The following is a 17,084-nucleotide window of genomic DNA, read 5'->3' as shown; positions in this document are numbered from 1 at the left end:
ATTATGTCATTGATTAGTTTATCTGGTGCCTGGTTATCATTCAGTGATGCGCCGTTATTGGATAACGCTGAGCTGCATATCGAAGAAAATGAGAGAGTGTGTCTGGTTGGCCGCAATGGGGCAGGGAAATCTACCTTATTGCGTGTACTGGCGAAAGAACAAATGCTGGATGACGGGCAAGTTACCTATGAGCAGGATCTGATTGTCGCCCGTTTGCAACAAGATCCTCCCAGTGATGTGGAAGGAACGGTATTTGATTTTGTTGCTGAAGGCGTGAAAGAGCAGGCGGAATATATCAAGGAGTTTCATCACGCATCATGCTTGGTAGAAACGGATCCCAGCGACAAAAACCTCAACCGATTGGCTGAATTACAGGAAGTGTTAGATATTCGCGGTCTTTGGTCACTGGACAGCCGGATTAATGATGTATTAAAACAGCTTTCTTTACCCGCCGAGGCGAAATTATCTTCTCTGTCGGGAGGCTGGTTACGTAAAGCTGCTTTAGGAAGAGCTTTGGTCAGTTCACCAAAAGTTCTCTTTCTTGATGAACCAACTAACCATCTTGATATTGATACGATTGAGTGGTTGGAAAATTTCCTGAAAGATTTTAATGGCAGCTTAGTTTTTATTTCCCATGACCGTTCATTTATCCGCAGTATGGCGACCCGAATTGTCGATTTGGATCGTGGAAAACTGACTTCATGGCCAGGAAATTATGATAAATACCTTGAAGGCAAAGAAGAAGTTTTACGGGTTGAAGAACTACAGCATGCTGAATTTGATAAAAAACTGGCTCAGGAAGAAGTTTGGATCCGTCAGGGTATTAAAGCCCGCCGTACCCGCAATGAAGGGCGGGTAAGGGCACTGAAAGCATTGCGTGCAGAACGCTCTGAACGCCGTAACGTTATGGGCACGGCAAAAATGCAGGTCGAAGAAGCGACACGCTCTGGTAAAATTGTGTTCGAACTAGAAAATGTTAATTACCAGATTGGTGATAAGACATTAGTCAAGAATTTTTCGGCTCAAATTCAACGTGGTGACAAAATTGCTTTAGTTGGGCCGAATGGTTGCGGTAAAACAACACTATTGAAGCTGATGTTGGGAGATTTGTCGGCAGATAGTGGTCGAATCCATTGTGGAACAAAACTTGGAGTTGCTTATTTTGATCAGCATCGTGCAGCTCTTGATCCAGACAAAACGGTGATGGATAACCTTGCCGAAGGTAAACAGGAAGTGGTAGTGAACGGGCACCCACGTCATGTTTTGGGCTATCTGCAAGACTTCCTTTTCCATCCTAAACGGGCAATGACACCAGTTCGGGCACTTTCAGGTGGTGAACGTAACCGCCTGTTGTTAGCGCGTTTGTTCCTGAAACCCAGCAATTTGCTTATTCTTGATGAGCCTACCAATGATCTCGACGTTGAAACGTTGGAGTTACTGGAAGAACTCGTGGATGGCTATAGTGGTACAGTGATTTTGGTAAGCCATGACCGTCAGTTTGTTGATAATTCAGTAGCAGAATGTTGGATTTTTGAAGGTAATGGAGAGATCAACAACTATGTTGGAGGATACTTTGATGCTCAGCAGCAACGGGTACAAACAATCTCTTTACGCCAGCCTTCCGTGAAAAGGGAGAAAGCGGAAGCCAAACCAGTTAAAGCTAAGGAAACTACGAAACGTTCAAACAATAAGATAAGTTACCGTTTACTCAGGGAGTTAGAGCAACTACCATCATTATTGGAAACGTTAGAACAAGAAATAGAACAGCTACAAACTCAGGTCAGTGATCCAGAATTTTTTAATCAACCACACGCAATCACACAAAACGTGTTGCAAGAGTTGGCAGATAAAGAGCAAGAATTAGAAAAAGCTTTTGATCGCTGGCAGGAGCTGGAAATGATGAAAAATGGATGATATTTGCTGCATATATATCCGATAGTGTACAAATTGCCGCTAATATAGCGGCAATTTACAGGGCTAAATAAGATAAAAAGCGGCATTGATTTGTTACAGGAGAGGCACTTTGTGTTCTGACAATCATCAGCATGACAAGCTGGTTTTATGCTCCCAATGCGACATGCTGGTGGCCTTACCTGATTTGGAGGAAGGAAATAAGGCTGTTTGTCCACGATGTGATACTTTACTGACTGCAAAGTGGAAAGAACCACGTAATCAACCGACAGGCTATGCAGTAAGTTCATTATTAATGTTATTTCTTGCTTGCCTGTTTCCTTTCGTCAGTATGAATGTTGCCGGTATTGTCAGTGAAATTACTCTGACAGAGATCCCAGAGGTCATGTTCAGTGAAGATTATTCGAGCATAGCTGTATTCTTCTTGATCTTTGTACAGCTTGTGCCCGCATTCTGCATGGTTTCCATTATCTTTTTATGTCAGAACATTAAAATAGCGCACCGACTGAAAATTGAGTTGGCACGTATTTTGTTTCAGATGAAAACTTGGTGTATGGCAGAGATCTTTTTAGCCGGGGTGCTGGTTAGTTTCGTTAAACTTATGGCTTATGGAGATATTGCGGTTGGCCTGAGTTTTCTGCCTTACTGTCTTTTTTGCCTATTTCAGGTCAGAGCGTTCCAATGCCTTGACAGATATTGGATTTGGAATGATATAGATTCTGCACCCAAAGTGTGTATACCTCTGCAAGCGGGTAAACCTGGTTTAGTTCAGGGCATCAGATTGTGTCAATGTTGTACTGCTATTTTGCCTGCTCAACAACATCAATGTCCTCGTTGTCACTCAAAAGGGCATGCTCGCCGTCACTATAGTCTTCAATGGACTATGGCACTATTAGTCACATCAGCCATACTTTATATTCCGGCGAATGCGTTACCGATCATGGTGACTCAAACATTAGGAAGTCACATTAACTCAACCATTTTGGAAGGCATTATTTTGCTCTGGAATGCTGGCTCTTATCCGGTTGCTTTGGTTATTTTTATTGCCAGTATTATGGTGCCTTTGCTGAAAATGATCTCTATCTGTTGGTTATGCTGGGATGCTAAAAGTTACGGCAGATATAACTCGGAAACTATGCATTTGATTTACGAAGTGGTGGAATTTGTTGGGCGCTGGTCAATGATTGATGTTTTTGTTATTGCTGTTTTATCAACATTAGTACGCATGGGGCAGTTCATGAGTGTCTATCCCGCAACAGGAGCAATATTGTTTGCTTTGGTGGTGATTTTGACAATGTTTGCGTCAATGACATTTGATCCGCGCTTAACCTGGGATAAAGCTAATAAGAAATTTGAGTTACAGAAGAATGAGGAATCGTAAGGTGACGGATAAAGAAGAAAATCTGACTCAGGCCAGGATCAGTAAACTTAAGAGTTGGTCACCTATATGGATCGTACCGATTGTTACTGTGCTTATTGGAGCCTGGATATTATTTTATCACTTTAGCCATCAAGGGCCCGAAGTCACTCTGACAACGTCTAATGCTGAAGGTATTGAAGCCGGAAAAACGAAAATAAAAAGCCGCAGTGTTAATGTTGGTGTGGTTGAAAGAGTGTCACTAAGCGATAACTTAGGTGAAGTGATTATCAAAGCGCGCTTAAATGATGGTATGGAGAGGTTATTACATAAAGATACTGCATTTTGGGTCGTAAAACCCCAAATTGGTCGAGAAGGAGTTTCTGGCCTGAGTACATTGTTATCTGGGGTATTTATTGAATTACAACCCGGAAATGAAGGTAGTGAAGAAAGGAAATTTTCATTATTAGATGCACCACCTTTGGCATCACCTGATGCTAAAGGTATTCGGTTAGTTTTAACCAGCGAAAAAGCAGGGCGATTATCCCCCAGTGATCCGGTTTTATTTCGTGGATATCGTGTTGGTTCAGTGGAAACAAGTACTTTTGATCCTAAATCTCGCTTAGCCAAATATCAGATTTTTGTTAATGCTCCTTATGATGGACTATTGACAACTAATGTCCGGTTTTGGAAAGACAGCGGTATTGCTTTTGATGTTTCTTCACAGGGGTTAAGAGTTGAGGTAGCTGCATTATCGACTTTGTTTGCCGGAGGTGTGAGTTTTGACGTACCGAAAGGCTGGGATTTAGGTAGTCCGGTTAAAGAAAAAGAAGTTTTTAGGCTTTATGATAATGAAAAAAATATCGAAAACTCACTTTATACAGAACACAGAGATTTCTTACTATTCTTCTCTGATTCGGTCAGAGGATTACAACCGGGAGCGCCTGTCGAATTTCGTGGTATACGGGTAGGAACGGTAGCAAAAGTTCCTTTTTATACTGATGGGATCAAACAGCGCCTTGATAGCGATTTTCGCATACCTGTCTTAATTCATATGGAACCTGAACGATTTGAGAAAGAAATTGGTGATGGTTTCTATACAGATAAAGAGTTGGAGGAAATTATTTCCCGTGGTTTAAGAGCCTCTTTGAAAACAGGAAACTTACTGACAGGAGCACTGTATATTGATCTGGATTTTTATTCCGATGAGAAGGCATGGAAAGGTCCGCGAAAACTTGCCAGTTATGAAATTTTACCAACCATAAGTGGTGGATTAGCTCAAATTCAGCAAAAAGTCATCATGGCTCTAAACAAAATTAATCAAATGCCAATTGAGCCAGTTTTTATTCAGGCAACGCGAACGTTAGAAGAGAGCCAGAAAACCATCAAGGCTGCACATAAAACCATGAATGAGTTAAATAGCATTCTTGCAAGCAAAGAAGCTCAAAATCTTCCCAAAGATATACGTAATACGTTGAATAAATTAAATCACAGTATGCAGAGTATTCAACCGGGATCGCCAGTTTACAACAAACTGGTTGATAATATGCAGCGCTTGGATCAGGTCTTGCGCGAATTGCAGCCAATATTGAAGACGCTGAATAATAAGAGCAACGCATTGGTATTTGAAGCAGAAGCAACTCGAGATCCGGAACCGAAAAAGGCACGTAATTAATGAAAAAGTTGATGTTAAGATTGGCTCTTTTAATTCCTGTCAGTTTCTTGATTATGGGAAATCTATTAATTTCAGGGTGCAGTAGTAGCCAACCGAAAAAAATTTATTACCAGTTACCAGCTTCAACAATAACCTCAGAGGTAAGCAGGATAGATACCAATCAAGAGCGTCAGTTATGGGTAAAAAGGGTACACCTTGTTGATTATCTCGCATCATCTGGCATTGTTTATCAAACGGGAGATGTCACTTATAGCGATGCTTCAAATCACTTATGGGCGAGTCCGCTGGAGCAACAATTACAACAAATTTTAGTTAATCAGCTAAGTGCTGCATTTCCACAAAGGTTGGTTTCTGATCAGCCAATAGAGAAAAATGCTGATGCACTGGATGTCACAATAACAGCTTTTCATGGGCGTTATGATGGGCGAGTTATTATTCAGGGATATTGGGTTTTATCCAATCAGAAAGAAGCGGTTAAGCGAGCATTTAACTTAGAATTGAAACAAACGAAAGATGGTTATGCGGAATTAGTACGCGCTTTGGCTACGGGATATCATCAGTTGACTCAGTCCATTGCCAGCCAGATAGCTTCACAGGGTTAATCAATTATTCAGAGTAATAAAGCTATTTGATTATCAGTTAATTGAGTTTTCTTTGCTGTTTTTTTATTCTGTATTCAGCTTGTATTTTTATAGCAAAATTATGACATTTTTATGGATTTCTTTGCTTGATTTTTACCCCGTATCGGGGTATCACTAGGCGTATTCTGAATAAAAAGCACTCATTGTTTTTTATGGTAATTTTTTCTCATGGTAATTTTTGAGGAAGTAAGGCATGAAAAGACAAAAAAGAGACCGCTTGGCACGCGCCCTTTCTAAAGGTTATCAAGCTGGTATTTTGGGGCGACCACGGGAAAATTGTCCTTATCATTCATTGGATGCTCGTTCACATTGGTTGGGGGGCTGGCGTCAAGCAATGGAGGAGCGTGTTTGATGGCAGTAAATAACTTCATTTAATGGAAATCACCTCTGTGTAGTAGCGGAGGTGATTAGCATAAGTGAGGGAAGTGGTAAGTAATACAGGAAAATCAAAAGTTGTTGGTGTCTTTAAATAACCCTACTTTCAGATCTGTTGCGGTATAGATGAGTTTACCATCGACTAATACTTCACCATCAGCCAGAGCCATAATAAGTTTACGGTTAATGACACGCTTCAAATTAATACGGTAGGTAACCTTTTTAGCTGTTGGTAACACTTGTCCTGTAAACTTAACTTCTCCAACACCAAGCGCGCGGCCTTTGCCTTCACCACCAAGCCAGCCCATGAAGAAACCAACGAGTTGCCACATTGCATCAAGGCCAAGGCAACCGGGCATAACGGGGTCATTGACAAAATGGCAACCAAAAAACCAGAGGTCAGGATGAATATCGAGCTCAGCTTCGATATACCCCTTATTATAAGCGCCACCGTCTTCTGTCATCTTAATGATGCGATCCATCATTAACATATTTCCAGAAGGGAGTAGTGGCCCATTCTCACCAAATAATTGACCTTTTCCAGAGGCTAGAAGTTCTTCTTTCGTGTAGGACTCTTGTCTTTTAAACATATTTTGAAATAGCCTTATCATTGGGTAAGGCTAGAGAATAGCGTACAGTTGTACGCTGAACAACTCCGATCAGATATAGGTATATTAACCCAACCAACGTAAGAACCAAGGTAACTTAGGACGTTCTTGAATATTCACTTGCGTAATACGCTCGTATATCATAGATAACAAGTGTTCTTTTTGTGCATCATAGTAAGGAATACCGGTCAATAATGAAGCGGCTTCGGATACGTGTTTAACAGCCCAAATATGGAATTTGCCACTTTTCACAGCGCTAACAATATCCTGATGCAAACATAGGTGTTGTACATTAGTCATTGGAATAATTACACCTTGTGAACCGGTCAATTCACGGCAGTTGCACACATGGAAGAAACCTTCAATCTTTTCATTAACGCCACCAATTGGTTGAACAAAACCGAATTGGTCGACTGCACCTGTGACAGCGATTTGCTGGTCAATAGGTTGCTGTGACAGGGCACTGATTAATGCACATAATTCTGCCAATGAAGCACTGTCACCATCAACTTCACCGTAGGATTGCTCAAATACAATCGAAGCAGAGAATGGCTGTGGTTGATCCAGTTTCAATTCAGAGATCAGATAAGCCTGCATGATCATCATGCCTTTTGCATGAATATTGCCACCCAGTTCAACCTTACGCTCTACATCAATAAATTCCCCATCGCCTAAATGGGCAACACAACTGATACGAGAGGGTTCACCGATGGGGTCTGGATAGCCCGGATATTCAAGTACGGATAATCCGTTAATTTGACCAATAACAGCACCTTGGGTGCGGATCAGTATTTGGCCTTTCAGAATTTCATCTATACTACGCTCAGCCAAATACGCATGGCGCCAACGTCGATTCTCTTCTGCCTGTTGCAGAGAATAAAGTGTAATCTGATTTTCCTGCTGATAATTGGCTGCTGTTGTCAGTTTTTGGTTCAACCACTGGATATCTAAAGGCAAGCTGAATTGATCTTCAGTATAGCGGATAGCTTGTCTGAGTAATTCTGTCCATGCATCGGCACTCAAAGATGGGAATTTTTGTTGCTGAATGAGTCCGTTGACATAGCAACACCATATTGCCAGATCCGCTTCTTCATGGAATGGCATATCCAGTTCAAATTCACTGTATAAAGCGTTACTTGCCAGCTCTGGTTCAATAACGTGTAACTCTTCAAGGCTTGACCGATCTCCTACAAGAATCAGGTGTAAATCTAACGGAATTGAGGGAATTGGCAGAGGTAAGGAACGATTCTCATCATGTGATAACCAATCAAAACGGCGCTGAATGATCATTTGCTTGAGGCGAACCCACATTAGTGGTTGGGATAACAGAGTGTGCAGAGGTAAAATTAGGACTCCACCATTAACGTGATGAATAAGCCCCGGTTGTAACTGAAGCACGCCTTGATGTGTATAGATGTTACCAAACAATTGTTCCGGTTCAATCCACTCACGATAAGCAACACGCTGATTTGGTGCGAAAGGGCCTTCACCAGACGGGTGCCACGTGATGGTTTGGTGTTTAATCTGATAGTAGCCTCCAACATTGGGACGATTTTCTGGTAATAATGCAGAAATTGTATCGGACAAAAGAGCCAGATAGGCATCACTCTCCTCTGCTTTTAGCAACATAAAAGATTGACGTAAGTTGGCCTGACAAAAAAGTGTTAGCCCATTATGCAATCTGGGTTGAATTGCTTCTATAGTAATAGTAGGCAATTCAGCAACAGAATTGAAAAGTACTTGATAAGGTGCACTGTCTGGCTGTAATGATTGCCAGTCTAATTTTAGATTCGTCAAAGTGATAGCTACATGTAGTGAAAAAAGGAAACATTTATTATACAAGATTAGGCAGTGAACCAACATGTTATAATCTTTGAAAAAGATAATATTCGTGCTAACTCATTAACTGTTCATAAAATATTTCAGTATTTTGTGTTGTTATGAGCAATTTAGATAAATAATTGCTATGCTTAATTTAAGTTACGCTGTCACTGAGAGATGAAATGAAATATCAACAATTGGAAAATCTGGAATGTGGCTGGAAATGGGCTTATTTGGTGAAAAAGCATCGTGAAGGTGAGCCAATTACTAAATATATTGAAAAAAGTGCTGCTCAGGATGCGGTTAGTGAATTACTGAAACTGGAACGAGAACCGGTCAAGGTCATGCAATGGATATCACAGCACATGAATCAGGATTTATCTAATCGCATGAAACAAACCATTCGGGCACGACGCAAACGCCATTTTAATGCTGAACATCAGTATTCGCGTAAAAAGTCTATCGATTTGGATTTTCATGTCTGGCAGCGTCTTTCAAATCTCTCCCAGCGCCGAGGTAAGACGTTATCAGAAACAATAGTGCAACTATTGGAAGATGCCGAATATAAAGAAAAATATACTCACCAGATGTTGAGCTTGAAACAGGATTTGGTTGCTATTTTAGGGAAATGAATCCAACAGCTTATAGCACGATGACAGACGAAGTTTACTGCCAAATAAAACCCCATGCTCACGCATGGGGTTTGCACTTCTATTACTAATGAGCATATTACAGAGATACTTTGGATTGAGTCTGATTAATTTCCTGAGTACCTTGAATATTGATGATTACACGGCGGTCTGGTGCCAGGCAATCAATCAATTTAGCGCGAGCTTTGATGTTATTACATGCTGACCCAGTAACAGGATCTTCTTTACCGCGACCTTCAGCTTGAATACTGTTTGCAGGGATACCTTTTGCTACCAGGTAGTCTACAACGGATTGAGCACGTTTTTGAGACAGAGGCAAATTATAGCGTTGACTACCAATACGGTCAGTATAACCGATTACCAAAACATGCCCCTGAGTTGGATCAATTTTCGTTAGTTGGTTATAGAGATTATCCAGCTCATGCTTGCCTTCAAGTTTCAATGTTGATTTATTGAAGTTGAACAGAACATCAGAGCGTAGGGTAAAGCTCTTTTTCTCGATAACAGGAGTTGGAGCCGGAGTAACAGGTGCAGCAACCGGGGTTGCTTCATCCTGACCAAAACGGTAAGAAATACCAACAGTTAGCAGGCCAATATCCGGTCGGGCACCGATAGCAGCCTCACGGCCATCCAGACGTGAGTTACCATCCCCCCCTCGACCTACTTTTGGGGTCCACTGATAATCCAAACGAGTTGCCAGATTTTTGGTTAGTGCGTACTCAGCACCAATAGCTATTAATGGAGAAATGCCTGTACTACTGGTTTTCACATTTACCTTGTCTGTAGTTGGCGACCAGGCTAAGTCTGGATACGTACCATCAGCTCCCTTAATATTGAAAAATTCACCTGTATAAGATATGTCTTTAGAATTATAATGGGCTGAAACCTTTGAATGCCATACCATCCCTCCCAGGCGGGTATAAACATCTAAATCATTCGTAACCGGAACGCTTAATTTTGCTGTCAACTGTACACCCTGAGCACGAAAATCCCCATTATTGGCGGAGCTTTTATATTTTATGCTCCCTAACCAGTCATAACCCAGTTCGAAACCCAAATATGGAGTTGCCTGATAACCTATATAAGCTCCAGCACCCAATTGATTTTTGTCTGTTGCATTACCTGTTGCGGCAAACGGCTGAGTAGGGCGATAATTTGGTTGACTTTCATATGATACCCCTTTCTTGAATATTCGATACGATATTGCTGCATTAGAACCGAAATCAGTAAATTTTGTTTTATTAAACTGGGACCAACCTAACTTAGCACCAGCATACCAGGTATTCTCTTTGGGAGCTGCTTGAGCAACAGTTGCGAAAGTTGCTACTGCCACTGCGATAGCTGTCTTCTTCATTGTACGCCTCGTTATCATCCAAATAAGCAGTTAGCCTTAAAAGTTTTATTATTGGCCATTAGTTGAGATATTTAGTTGGGTATATGCACTTCTACCAATAGATGGCTCCTGAAATATAAGATTAGCAAGTACAATCCCAACTTTGTTAAAGTCTACAACGAACTTTAAAACTTACAAGTACACTATGATTCGTGACGCAAATTTTTTAAATATACAATTACAATTGCTAAATGTTACTGACGGTAATTTACGATATTTACTGTTATAATACGTTGAATTTTCTTATAAATAAGAGCAGATATTAGTGGCGGGTTGTTTACTATAAAAAATATTGAGATAAATCCTAATTTAATTCAATGATAGTAAATAGAATGAACTTTTATTGTGCTTGATAATATCTTGAGTTGGCCGGATAAATTCTGTGGACGCATAATCAAACCTAATGCTGTACCTTTATGAGCTGCCAACTGTAGTTTTTGCACCTCATATTTCAGACAATTCTGGTAGCCATCCTAAAACTACACTGTAATTGCCACTTGCTAGTGCTTTCTCCATGGCATTAGGAGAGGCAATGGGAAGGATTTGGTTTAACTGAATAATTTTACTTAAAGGTAAGCCTGAATTTATTAGCCATTGGCGGCTTAGTTTCCTATTAGGTGTAATCCAGAGTAACCATCTATTTTCATTCCCAGATTGATGTAATAAAGGGAGAAGGATTTGATTGATCGTAGGTTGTTGCTCATTGTAGAGCAATTCTCTAACCATAGAATTTGTCGCTGGTAAAGTGGACTGACCAGATTCAATAGAGAATTGTAATTTTGGAGATGTGATATTTGTCACATTATCTATTTTTTGAGCTCTATTACGGTTAATTTTATTCTCAATAAGATATTCCAAAATTAATTGAATATTCATAGTTCACCCCACCATGGATGCGTGTATATTTATACAGTACTCGGTTGTTTGTCTAAAAGCAAGGGTATTTTTTTCAAAGCGCTTCGCAAAAATTTACATAAAACAGTTTTTTTCTAACTTAATGATTGGCAGGTTGGAACAGATTGAGTATGGTTTTAATTACTTGTTCTTGTTATCTATTTCATTAATGGCAAACATGGATATAGCATATAAAATATTTAATCAGGATATAATTCATGGAGTGATAAAAATGATTTTATCTGGGACTCGTTTTGATCAATTGGAACATAGTGTATCTTCACTGGGAAAACTTAAAAAGAAGTCTCAATTTGGTGGAGTTGGATTATCAATTGATGGAGTCTTGTTCGCCCTGAGTTCTGAGGGAGAGCTTTATTTACGAGGAAATAGTCATGCAGAGGTATTATTTAAAGTCATAGGCATGGAGAAGTTTATCTATTTAAAAAGGGGCATTCCAGTGGCTTTGCGGTATTACCGAGTCGGTGAGTCGCTTTGGCAGGATCAAAAGCAATTATTTGAATATATCAACTTGGCTTATCAATGTACATTAGCAGATATCATCAGCAGGCAGAAAATACCTCTCAGGTTAAAGGATCTTCCCAATCTGGGGATAGTTCTGGAGCGTCAATTATGGAAAATAGGCATATCTAAAGTAGAAGAATTGCGCGTGTTGGGAGCAAAAGCGACTTATCTTAAATTGCAGCGAAATAGGAAAAAGATGAGTGTTAATGTATTGCTTGCGTTGGCTGGTGCAATAGAAGGTTGTCATGTCGCTGTTTTACCAGAAAAATTACGACATGATTTGTTGCTCTGGCATAAAGAATTAGAATGAAGTAATTAATTACCCTTCAGGGTAAAAATTAAAAGGGGCATAGCCCCTATCTTCAGACCGCTGACAAACCTCGTTGAAAATAACGGGGTTTGTCAGCGGTCTGAGCTTTGATCAAAGCTTACATTGTGTTTGACAGGAAACACAGTATCTGTCTTGAACGATATTTTTATGAGGTAATTTGATGGTACGGTTCATCCCATTCCTCGTTCTTTTTGACCATGGCATTCAGGATAGTTAGAAGCTTACGCATACAGGCAACGAGTGCTACTTTTGGGGCTTACCTGCCGCCAACAGGCGGTTGTAAAATATCCTGATCACCGGGTTAAAGCGGGTTGCCACAAGTGTCGACATATACAACACAGTACGCACTCGCGCTCACCCACCAAAGAGGGTTTCGTCGGCCTCACATCGTCCCTGAGTCACGGTTAACAGGAGCAACACCAATAAGGGCGCTGATATCGCGACGCGAAAGCTTACCCAGCTCAGGCACTTCTGCCAATAAAACGGCGGTTGTCGTCGTGCCAATCCCCTTAACGATGCAGAGCCTGTCAGCGAGTACTTTAAAATACGTTCTGATATGGTTATTCATATCCTTGTCGATGCGCGACAGCTCTTTTTCCAGCACTTCAATAATCACGTTAATACTTTTGTGGTTCTGTGGATAAGAAGGATGTAGACGGTTACACTCAGCGACCAGCATGGTAGTCAACGGGTGTCAGTGCACACCACCATCGCCGCCAGGACCTGACTCTTTTTCAGGCATCGCACGAATAAAACGTTCCCGCTCGGGATGACGGTTTATCACCTCCGCCATCTGAGCCAGCATTTTGGCATCAATACGGTCGGTCTTCACCTAGATACCTCATGGCACGCGCAAAGTCACGGGCTTGTCTGGAGTTGGTGACAACGACATCAAAACTTTCAGCCTGAAGCGTACAAGCGACAGCGGCTTCCAGCCCTCCGGTTGCCTCCATAAGAACCAGTGATACTGTGTGGCTTCAGTACGGACAAAATGGCATCAAAGCCATCAATGTCATTACTGGCGGTGAATTCCTTTGCTCCCGTGTTGATGGCGATGTCCAACGAAGCTTTGGCAACATCAATGCCCACACAAAGTGGATTTGGCTGACTCATATTACCCTGCCTTGCAAATACGTGATGGATGACGGACAACTGTTCGGGTTTCAGATGAGTGGCTCAATGAATGCGCCGGTTGCTCATTAACGGGCTTTAAACCCCGAGGCTCATCAGGCTGCATACACTTGTCAAATCTAATTGTATTTATTCTAACTCACTTTCAAGATACAAGAGGCTTCTGCCTCTCTCCGGAGGCCTGCCTTTGGCTGGGTAAATTCGTTCCCGACGAATTTGTCATTCCCTTGCCGCCGCGATGCAACTTGAAATCCATTTGGTATATAAGCCAATTGATATTATGGCTTGTAGTGTTCTTCCTCATCTAAAAGTGGTGCTAAAAAAGAGGGCATCCATCACGTTACTACAGTCACTCTTAATTTTTCTGTATTTTTTGATAAGTTGGCTATATTTATTAATGTCCTATCCCAAATATGTGTTCATTTTGTGTTTTGATTGAGCTCAATTCAGGCTCAAGATAGCAAATAGAACAATCTGAAGAGATAGGGGCTAAGTCTGGTTAATTTAAAACAAGGTAGTAATATGAAATATCGTCATTTCTTTATTTTTGTAGTGTTGCTGTTTGCATCTTTACCAGTTATGGCTAATGAAAAATATTGGTATTATGGGTGCCCTAAGTATTCGGAAAAGGGAGTGGAAGAGATAATGCAAAAAATAAAAAATACTTCTTTTAGAACGATTAGTGAATTGCAGGGGTATAGCAAGGGCGAAGCTGAAATGTATATAAAAAAAACAAAATGTGATTTGCGTAATTTAGATGAGTACGCACAGGAATTAAAAAAACGGATAAAAGAGGGTAAAAAATATACAGGTCGTTGAAAGACATTTTTGACAGAGTGTTTTGCGGTTTTGTGTAATCGCCATTTTATACTAAATATGACCGTTTTGGCGGTCACTTAAAAAAATTATAAAACATAATCATCAGGATATTTTGATATAGGGTCGAAATCATCCCAAGACAGCATGGCAGCATTCAGCAGGGTTGATAGCTGTTTTGATAAAGATGTTTTGCCTGAAATGGCAATGATTTTGTTCATATCTACCTATTTGATGATATTTCTCTATTAAAAGTCTATTTATCATTCTATTGGATATTTGTAGCTTACTAAAAATATCCAGCCAGCTCCTAATAAGAAATATCACAAAAAGTGTAGCAGATTCGCTGGCTGGTGGTTTTTTATGGCAACCGAGCTATTTTGGCCTCGACAACGACACCCAGAATATGAATTTTATCACTGAGAGGTATCATATTATATTGGGGATTCAGAGGTTTAAGATAAGTATCATACCCTTCTGTAATCAATTGCTTGAAAGTCAGTTTCTTTTCCCCTTCAAGCTTTGCGACGACCAAATTGTTGGCGATAGGTTTTACTTCCGGATCAACCAAGATAATCATTCCTTGCGGTATGCTCAAGCCATTTGGTGAATTCATTGAATCATCTTTTACTTCCAGCCAAAAGGCACGGTATGAACATTCAACAGAAGTGTCGTACTGTTTAATATTATTTCTATGGTATAGCGATATAGGTTCTTCGCACCAATTTCCAGCATCAGCCCAGTTGAGTAGTGGGTATTGCTTATAAGAGGTTACATCGTCAACCAAAGTCATATTATCGCCATAGACTGCGGTGAGCAGTTTCCTTGCTTGTTTGTCTAATGATGGACTGAAATCATTAATTTTAACCCCTAATTTGTTGGCGAAATCGGCTGCTATCTCCAAATTAAGGGCATTTGTGCCGTTAAGATAGTGTGAAATAGCCCCCTGACTTTTGTCAAGTTCGTCCGCGAATTTTTCCTGAGAGATACCTAACTGTTTTTTCTTTGACTCATATATGTCTTTCAAACGTTTGGCATCTGCGAGTTGTTCTGTTGTAAGTTTCTTTTTCATGAACGCATTTTAATACCAATGCTATTGAAATGATAAATACTAAAAATATTGAAATATTTAATACTTTGGATATTATTTGAGAAATACAGGAGGAAAATATGGAAAAAATACCATTATCAGAATATGTGAAACAGAATGGTCAGGCTAAAACAGCAAGTCTGATTGGTGTTCATCAAACTGCTATCAGTAAGGCATTACGGGCTGGTCGTAAAATATTTTTGATTCGTCAGGAGGATGGTAGCTATAAAGCGGAAGAGTGTCGGTCATTTCCCAGCCAGAAACATACTGTATAGCGAAGAGAAAGAACCTTAGACGGAATTAGGTAATATCAATTACTGATTAACTTTAATTATTTCATTGATTTTATTCTTATACATTTTGTGTATATTGTCTCGGAGAAAATATGGAATATCACTTTCGTCATTATATTAGTGCAATGGGGAGTATTTTAGATATTATGCCCGCGAATGATTACCAAGGAATTTTGAACGATAAACAAGGTTTAAAAAATCAAATTGGTTCTGATTGTTTGGGGCCTCTTCCTCCCCCTGATGTTTTGAGGGACTATGAGTCCATTCTTTCTGGCAGCACAGAGAGAATATTATTGCTCAGGGAAAAAGAGCAAAAATTTCAGTATGATAATCAAAAGTTGGCACTGGATGGCATGATAAAAAAGGATAGAAGAGGGCAATGGATGGGTTTTTCTATTGCAATGTTTATTTTGATTATCGCTACGTTTTTTGCACTCAGAGGTGAAATGGTGTTTGCAGGAACACTCATTACAATTGATTTAATTGGGTTGGTGGCAGTATTTGTTATAGGAAGAAAGTTAGGTGCTAAGTGATCTTGTAATGCCAGTTATGATCATTTAAAGATGAATTTTTTACTTAGTGGCTTTATAGTTTGCTATTTTTAGTATTCTTATTGCATATTAATATATTGAGTAATTTATATATTTTCTCAAAATCCATCAATGGAAAGATTTTTATTGCAGACAGGCGATAAAGTATTGGTAGAAGCCAGTCCTGTTGATCGGATTTGGGGTATTGGAATGGCAGAGGACAATTCTAATATTTGTAATCCGTTAACATGGGATGGATTGAATTTGTTAGGTTTTGCTTTGATGACTGTGCGTGAAAAATTAAAAAAATAGGATATATGTTGGAAACAACAATATGACTATGTTAGAAAATTCTCTGCTATTAGACTTCTCTCTATAAACTGAAATTGTTACTCACTAGGATAAGATAAATGACACAGCTAACAGCAAAGGATCCTGATTGGTTTTCTGGTAAGAAAGTTATCATTGTTCATGGCTATACTGCTTCACCTTCATCGCACTGGTTTCCCTGGTTAAGTGAAGTGCTGACTGAACAAGGTGCAGAAGTGATTGTGCCAGAAATGCCCGATTCGTTATCACCTAAACCTGAAGCATGGGCCAAAAAATTGATTGAGGTTGCCCCCAAAGCAGACGATAACACAATTTTTATTGGCCACAGTCTTGGTTGTGTGACTTTACTTCGGTATTTAGAGGCAATATGCTCCACAACCAATCAAATTGGTGGGTATATTTTAGTCTCAGGATTTGATTCTGTGCAGTGTACTTTGCCAGAGTTAGAAAGTTTTACTCTTCATCCATTGAATTATGCCTTCTTGCGTGAAGTGACAAAACACCGTATTTCCATTATTTCTTCCAATGATGAAATTGTTTCTCCTCAATCATCCTACTCCCTTGCCAATTCGTTGCAAACTGAAATCATTAATATTGAAAATGCAGGCCATTTTCTTGATAGAGAAGGTTTTACCCGTTTGTTTCCTGTTTATGATGCACTGAAAACTATCGTATCAGGATAAATACCAAGAACTCAGATCTTAGTAATGTTCTTA

At 40.0% G+C, this 17,084-nt stretch carries 18 protein-coding genes and 1 pseudogene; 12 read left to right on the top strand and 7 right to left on the bottom strand.

Going from position 1 to position 17,084, the window contains the following annotated elements; all coding sequences use genetic code 11:
• Nucleotides 1-3: 3 nt before the first annotated feature.
• From Xbud_RS04220 to rmf, 5 genes are all read left to right on the top strand, one after another.
• Nucleotides 4-1,914 (top strand): ABC transporter ATP-binding protein, encoded by a 1,911-nt coding sequence (locus tag Xbud_RS04220; protein ID WP_099134885.1) that lies wholly within the window; start codon nucleotides 4-6, stop codon nucleotides 1,912-1,914.
• Nucleotides 1,915-2,023: 109 nt separating this feature from the next.
• On the top strand, nucleotides 2,024-3,292 hold the full coding sequence (gene pqiA, locus Xbud_RS04215) for a membrane integrity-associated transporter subunit PqiA (RefSeq protein WP_099134884.1): 1,269 nt from the start codon (nucleotides 2,024-2,026) through the stop codon (nucleotides 3,290-3,292).
• Between the two features lies 1 nt (nucleotide 3,293).
• Nucleotides 3,294-4,943: an intermembrane transport protein PqiB gene (gene pqiB, locus Xbud_RS04210; protein ID WP_099134883.1), complete on the top strand. Its 1,650-nt coding sequence runs from the start codon at nucleotides 3,294-3,296 to the stop codon at nucleotides 4,941-4,943.
• Nucleotides 4,943-5,545 (top strand): membrane integrity-associated transporter subunit PqiC, encoded by a 603-nt coding sequence (gene pqiC, locus Xbud_RS04205; protein ID WP_099134882.1) that lies wholly within the window; start codon nucleotides 4,943-4,945, stop codon nucleotides 5,543-5,545. Before pqiB ends, pqiC begins: the two co-directional genes overlap by 1 nt.
• A gap of 232 nt (nucleotides 5,546-5,777) precedes the next feature.
• Nucleotides 5,778-5,936 (top strand): ribosome modulation factor, encoded by a 159-nt coding sequence (gene rmf / locus Xbud_RS04200; RefSeq protein ID WP_099134881.1) that lies wholly within the window; start codon nucleotides 5,778-5,780, stop codon nucleotides 5,934-5,936.
• A 94-nt stretch (nucleotides 5,937-6,030) separates the two neighbouring features.
• On the opposite strand, the gene fabA is transcribed toward rmf, so the two are convergent.
• Both fabA and Xbud_RS04190 read right to left on the bottom strand, forming a co-directional pair.
• The gene (gene fabA, locus Xbud_RS04195; protein ID WP_099134880.1) at nucleotides 6,031-6,549 is read right to left on the bottom strand and encodes a bifunctional 3-hydroxydecanoyl-ACP dehydratase/trans-2-decenoyl-ACP isomerase; all 519 of its coding nucleotides are present in this window, start codon (nucleotides 6,547-6,549) and stop codon (nucleotides 6,031-6,033) included.
• A gap of 84 nt (nucleotides 6,550-6,633) precedes the next feature.
• Nucleotides 6,634-8,364, bottom strand: coding sequence for an AAA family ATPase (locus Xbud_RS04190; protein ID WP_099134913.1), 1,731 nt, complete (start codon nucleotides 8,362-8,364; stop codon nucleotides 6,634-6,636).
• Between the two features lie 206 nt (nucleotides 8,365-8,570).
• On the opposite strand from Xbud_RS04190, the gene matP reads away from it, so the two are divergent.
• Nucleotides 8,571-9,020 carry a macrodomain Ter protein MatP gene (matP, locus tag Xbud_RS04185; RefSeq protein WP_099134879.1) on the top strand — a complete coding sequence of 150 codons (450 nt, stop codon included), beginning with the start codon at nucleotides 8,571-8,573 and terminating at the stop codon, nucleotides 9,018-9,020.
• A gap of 97 nt (nucleotides 9,021-9,117) precedes the next feature.
• Here matP and ompA read toward each other — a convergent pair whose 3' ends face one another.
• Nucleotides 9,118-10,392 carry a porin OmpA gene (ompA, locus tag Xbud_RS04180; protein WP_099134878.1) on the bottom strand — a complete coding sequence of 425 codons (1,275 nt, stop codon included), beginning with the start codon at nucleotides 10,390-10,392 and terminating at the stop codon, nucleotides 9,118-9,120.
• A 483-nt stretch (nucleotides 10,393-10,875) separates the two neighbouring features.
• A complete protein-coding gene (locus tag Xbud_RS04175; protein WP_422645756.1) occupies nucleotides 10,876-11,307 on the bottom strand; it encodes a SulA-like leucine-rich domain-containing protein in 432 nt (143 codons plus the stop codon).
• A gap of 133 nt (nucleotides 11,308-11,440) precedes the next feature.
• Here Xbud_RS04175 and Xbud_RS04170 point away from each other — a divergent pair, with 133 nt between their 5' ends.
• Complete coding sequence (locus Xbud_RS04170; protein ID WP_422645755.1) at nucleotides 11,441-12,157, top strand: TfoX/Sxy family DNA transformation protein; 717 nt, start codon at nucleotides 11,441-11,443, stop codon at nucleotides 12,155-12,157.
• 166 nt (nucleotides 12,158-12,323) lie between these two features.
• Here Xbud_RS04170 and Xbud_RS04165 read toward each other — a convergent pair.
• A pseudogene (locus tag Xbud_RS04165) lies at nucleotides 12,324-13,291 on the bottom strand (IS110 family RNA-guided transposase).
• A 540-nt stretch (nucleotides 13,292-13,831) separates the two neighbouring features.
• Here Xbud_RS04165 and Xbud_RS04160 point away from each other — a divergent pair.
• Nucleotides 13,832-14,128 carry a hypothetical protein gene (locus tag Xbud_RS04160; RefSeq protein ID WP_099134877.1) on the top strand — a complete coding sequence of 99 codons (297 nt, stop codon included), beginning with the start codon at nucleotides 13,832-13,834 and terminating at the stop codon, nucleotides 14,126-14,128.
• An 86-nt stretch (nucleotides 14,129-14,214) separates the two neighbouring features.
• On the opposite strand, the gene Xbud_RS20900 is transcribed toward Xbud_RS04160, so the two are convergent.
• On the bottom strand, nucleotides 14,215-14,346 hold the full coding sequence (locus Xbud_RS20900) for a nucleoside/nucleotide kinase family protein (RefSeq protein WP_280176100.1): 132 nt from the start codon (nucleotides 14,344-14,346) through the stop codon (nucleotides 14,215-14,217).
• Between the two features lie 140 nt (nucleotides 14,347-14,486).
• Nucleotides 14,487-15,197, bottom strand: coding sequence for a LexA family protein (locus tag Xbud_RS04155; RefSeq protein WP_099134876.1), 711 nt, complete (start codon nucleotides 15,195-15,197; stop codon nucleotides 14,487-14,489).
• A gap of 98 nt (nucleotides 15,198-15,295) precedes the next feature.
• Here Xbud_RS04155 and Xbud_RS04150 point away from each other — a divergent pair, with 98 nt between their 5' ends.
• The 4 genes from Xbud_RS04150 (at nucleotide 15,296) to Xbud_RS04135 (ending at nucleotide 17,051) form a co-directional block, all read left to right on the top strand.
• Nucleotides 15,296-15,490, top strand: coding sequence for a Cro/CI family transcriptional regulator (locus tag Xbud_RS04150; RefSeq protein WP_099134875.1), 195 nt, complete (start codon nucleotides 15,296-15,298; stop codon nucleotides 15,488-15,490).
• 110 nt (nucleotides 15,491-15,600) lie between these two features.
• Nucleotides 15,601-16,041 carry a DUF2335 domain-containing protein gene (locus Xbud_RS04145; RefSeq protein ID WP_099134874.1) on the top strand — a complete coding sequence of 147 codons (441 nt, stop codon included), beginning with the start codon at nucleotides 15,601-15,603 and terminating at the stop codon, nucleotides 16,039-16,041.
• Between the two features lie 102 nt (nucleotides 16,042-16,143).
• The gene (locus tag Xbud_RS04140; protein ID WP_339353665.1) at nucleotides 16,144-16,350 is read left to right on the top strand and encodes an NADAR domain-containing protein; all 207 of its coding nucleotides are present in this window, start codon (nucleotides 16,144-16,146) and stop codon (nucleotides 16,348-16,350) included.
• 98 nt (nucleotides 16,351-16,448) lie between these two features.
• Nucleotides 16,449-17,051 (top strand): RBBP9/YdeN family alpha/beta hydrolase, encoded by a 603-nt coding sequence (locus Xbud_RS04135; RefSeq protein WP_099134872.1) that lies wholly within the window; start codon nucleotides 16,449-16,451, stop codon nucleotides 17,049-17,051.
• The last annotated feature ends 33 nt before the right edge of the window (nucleotides 17,052-17,084 follow it).

The sequence above is a fragment of the Xenorhabdus budapestensis genome, from assembly GCF_002632465.1.
Lineage (GTDB): Bacteria > Pseudomonadota > Gammaproteobacteria > Enterobacterales > Enterobacteriaceae > Xenorhabdus > Xenorhabdus budapestensis.
The sequence above is the reverse complement of the archived record's forward strand: the minus strand, read 5'-3'. Positions and strand labels throughout refer to the sequence as shown.

Excerpts from the sequence above, each read along its gene's own strand:
- Xbud_RS04155 (WP_099134876.1), bottom strand. The coding sequence starts at position 15,197 with ATGAAAAAGAAACTTACAACAGAACAACTCGCAGATGCCAAACGTTTG.
- Xbud_RS04135 (WP_099134872.1), top strand. The coding sequence starts at position 16,449 with ATGACACAGCTAACAGCAAAGGATCCTGATTGGTTTTCTGGTAAGAAA.
- Xbud_RS04150 (WP_099134875.1), top strand. The coding sequence starts at position 15,296 with ATGGAAAAAATACCATTATCAGAATATGTGAAACAGAATGGTCAGGCT.
- matP (WP_099134879.1), top strand. The coding sequence starts at position 8,571 with ATGAAATATCAACAATTGGAAAATCTGGAATGTGGCTGGAAATGGGCT.
- Xbud_RS04220 (WP_099134885.1), top strand. The coding sequence starts at position 4 with ATGTCATTGATTAGTTTATCTGGTGCCTGGTTATCATTCAGTGATGCG.
- pqiC (WP_099134882.1), top strand. The coding sequence starts at position 4,943 with ATGAAAAAGTTGATGTTAAGATTGGCTCTTTTAATTCCTGTCAGTTTC.
- Xbud_RS04145 (WP_099134874.1), top strand. The coding sequence starts at position 15,601 with ATGGAATATCACTTTCGTCATTATATTAGTGCAATGGGGAGTATTTTA.
- rmf (WP_099134881.1), top strand. The coding sequence starts at position 5,778 with ATGAAAAGACAAAAAAGAGACCGCTTGGCACGCGCCCTTTCTAAAGGT.
- Xbud_RS04160 (WP_099134877.1), top strand. The coding sequence starts at position 13,832 with ATGAAATATCGTCATTTCTTTATTTTTGTAGTGTTGCTGTTTGCATCT.
- fabA (WP_099134880.1), bottom strand. The coding sequence starts at position 6,549 with ATGTTTAAAAGACAAGAGTCCTACACGAAAGAAGAACTTCTAGCCTCT.
- Xbud_RS20900 (WP_280176100.1), bottom strand. The coding sequence starts at position 14,346 with ATGAACAAAATCATTGCCATTTCAGGCAAAACATCTTTATCAAAACAG.
- Xbud_RS04175 (WP_422645756.1), bottom strand. The coding sequence starts at position 11,307 with ATGAATATTCAATTAATTTTGGAATATCTTATTGAGAATAAAATTAAC.
- ompA (WP_099134878.1), bottom strand. The coding sequence starts at position 10,392 with ATGAAGAAGACAGCTATCGCAGTGGCAGTAGCAACTTTCGCAACTGTT.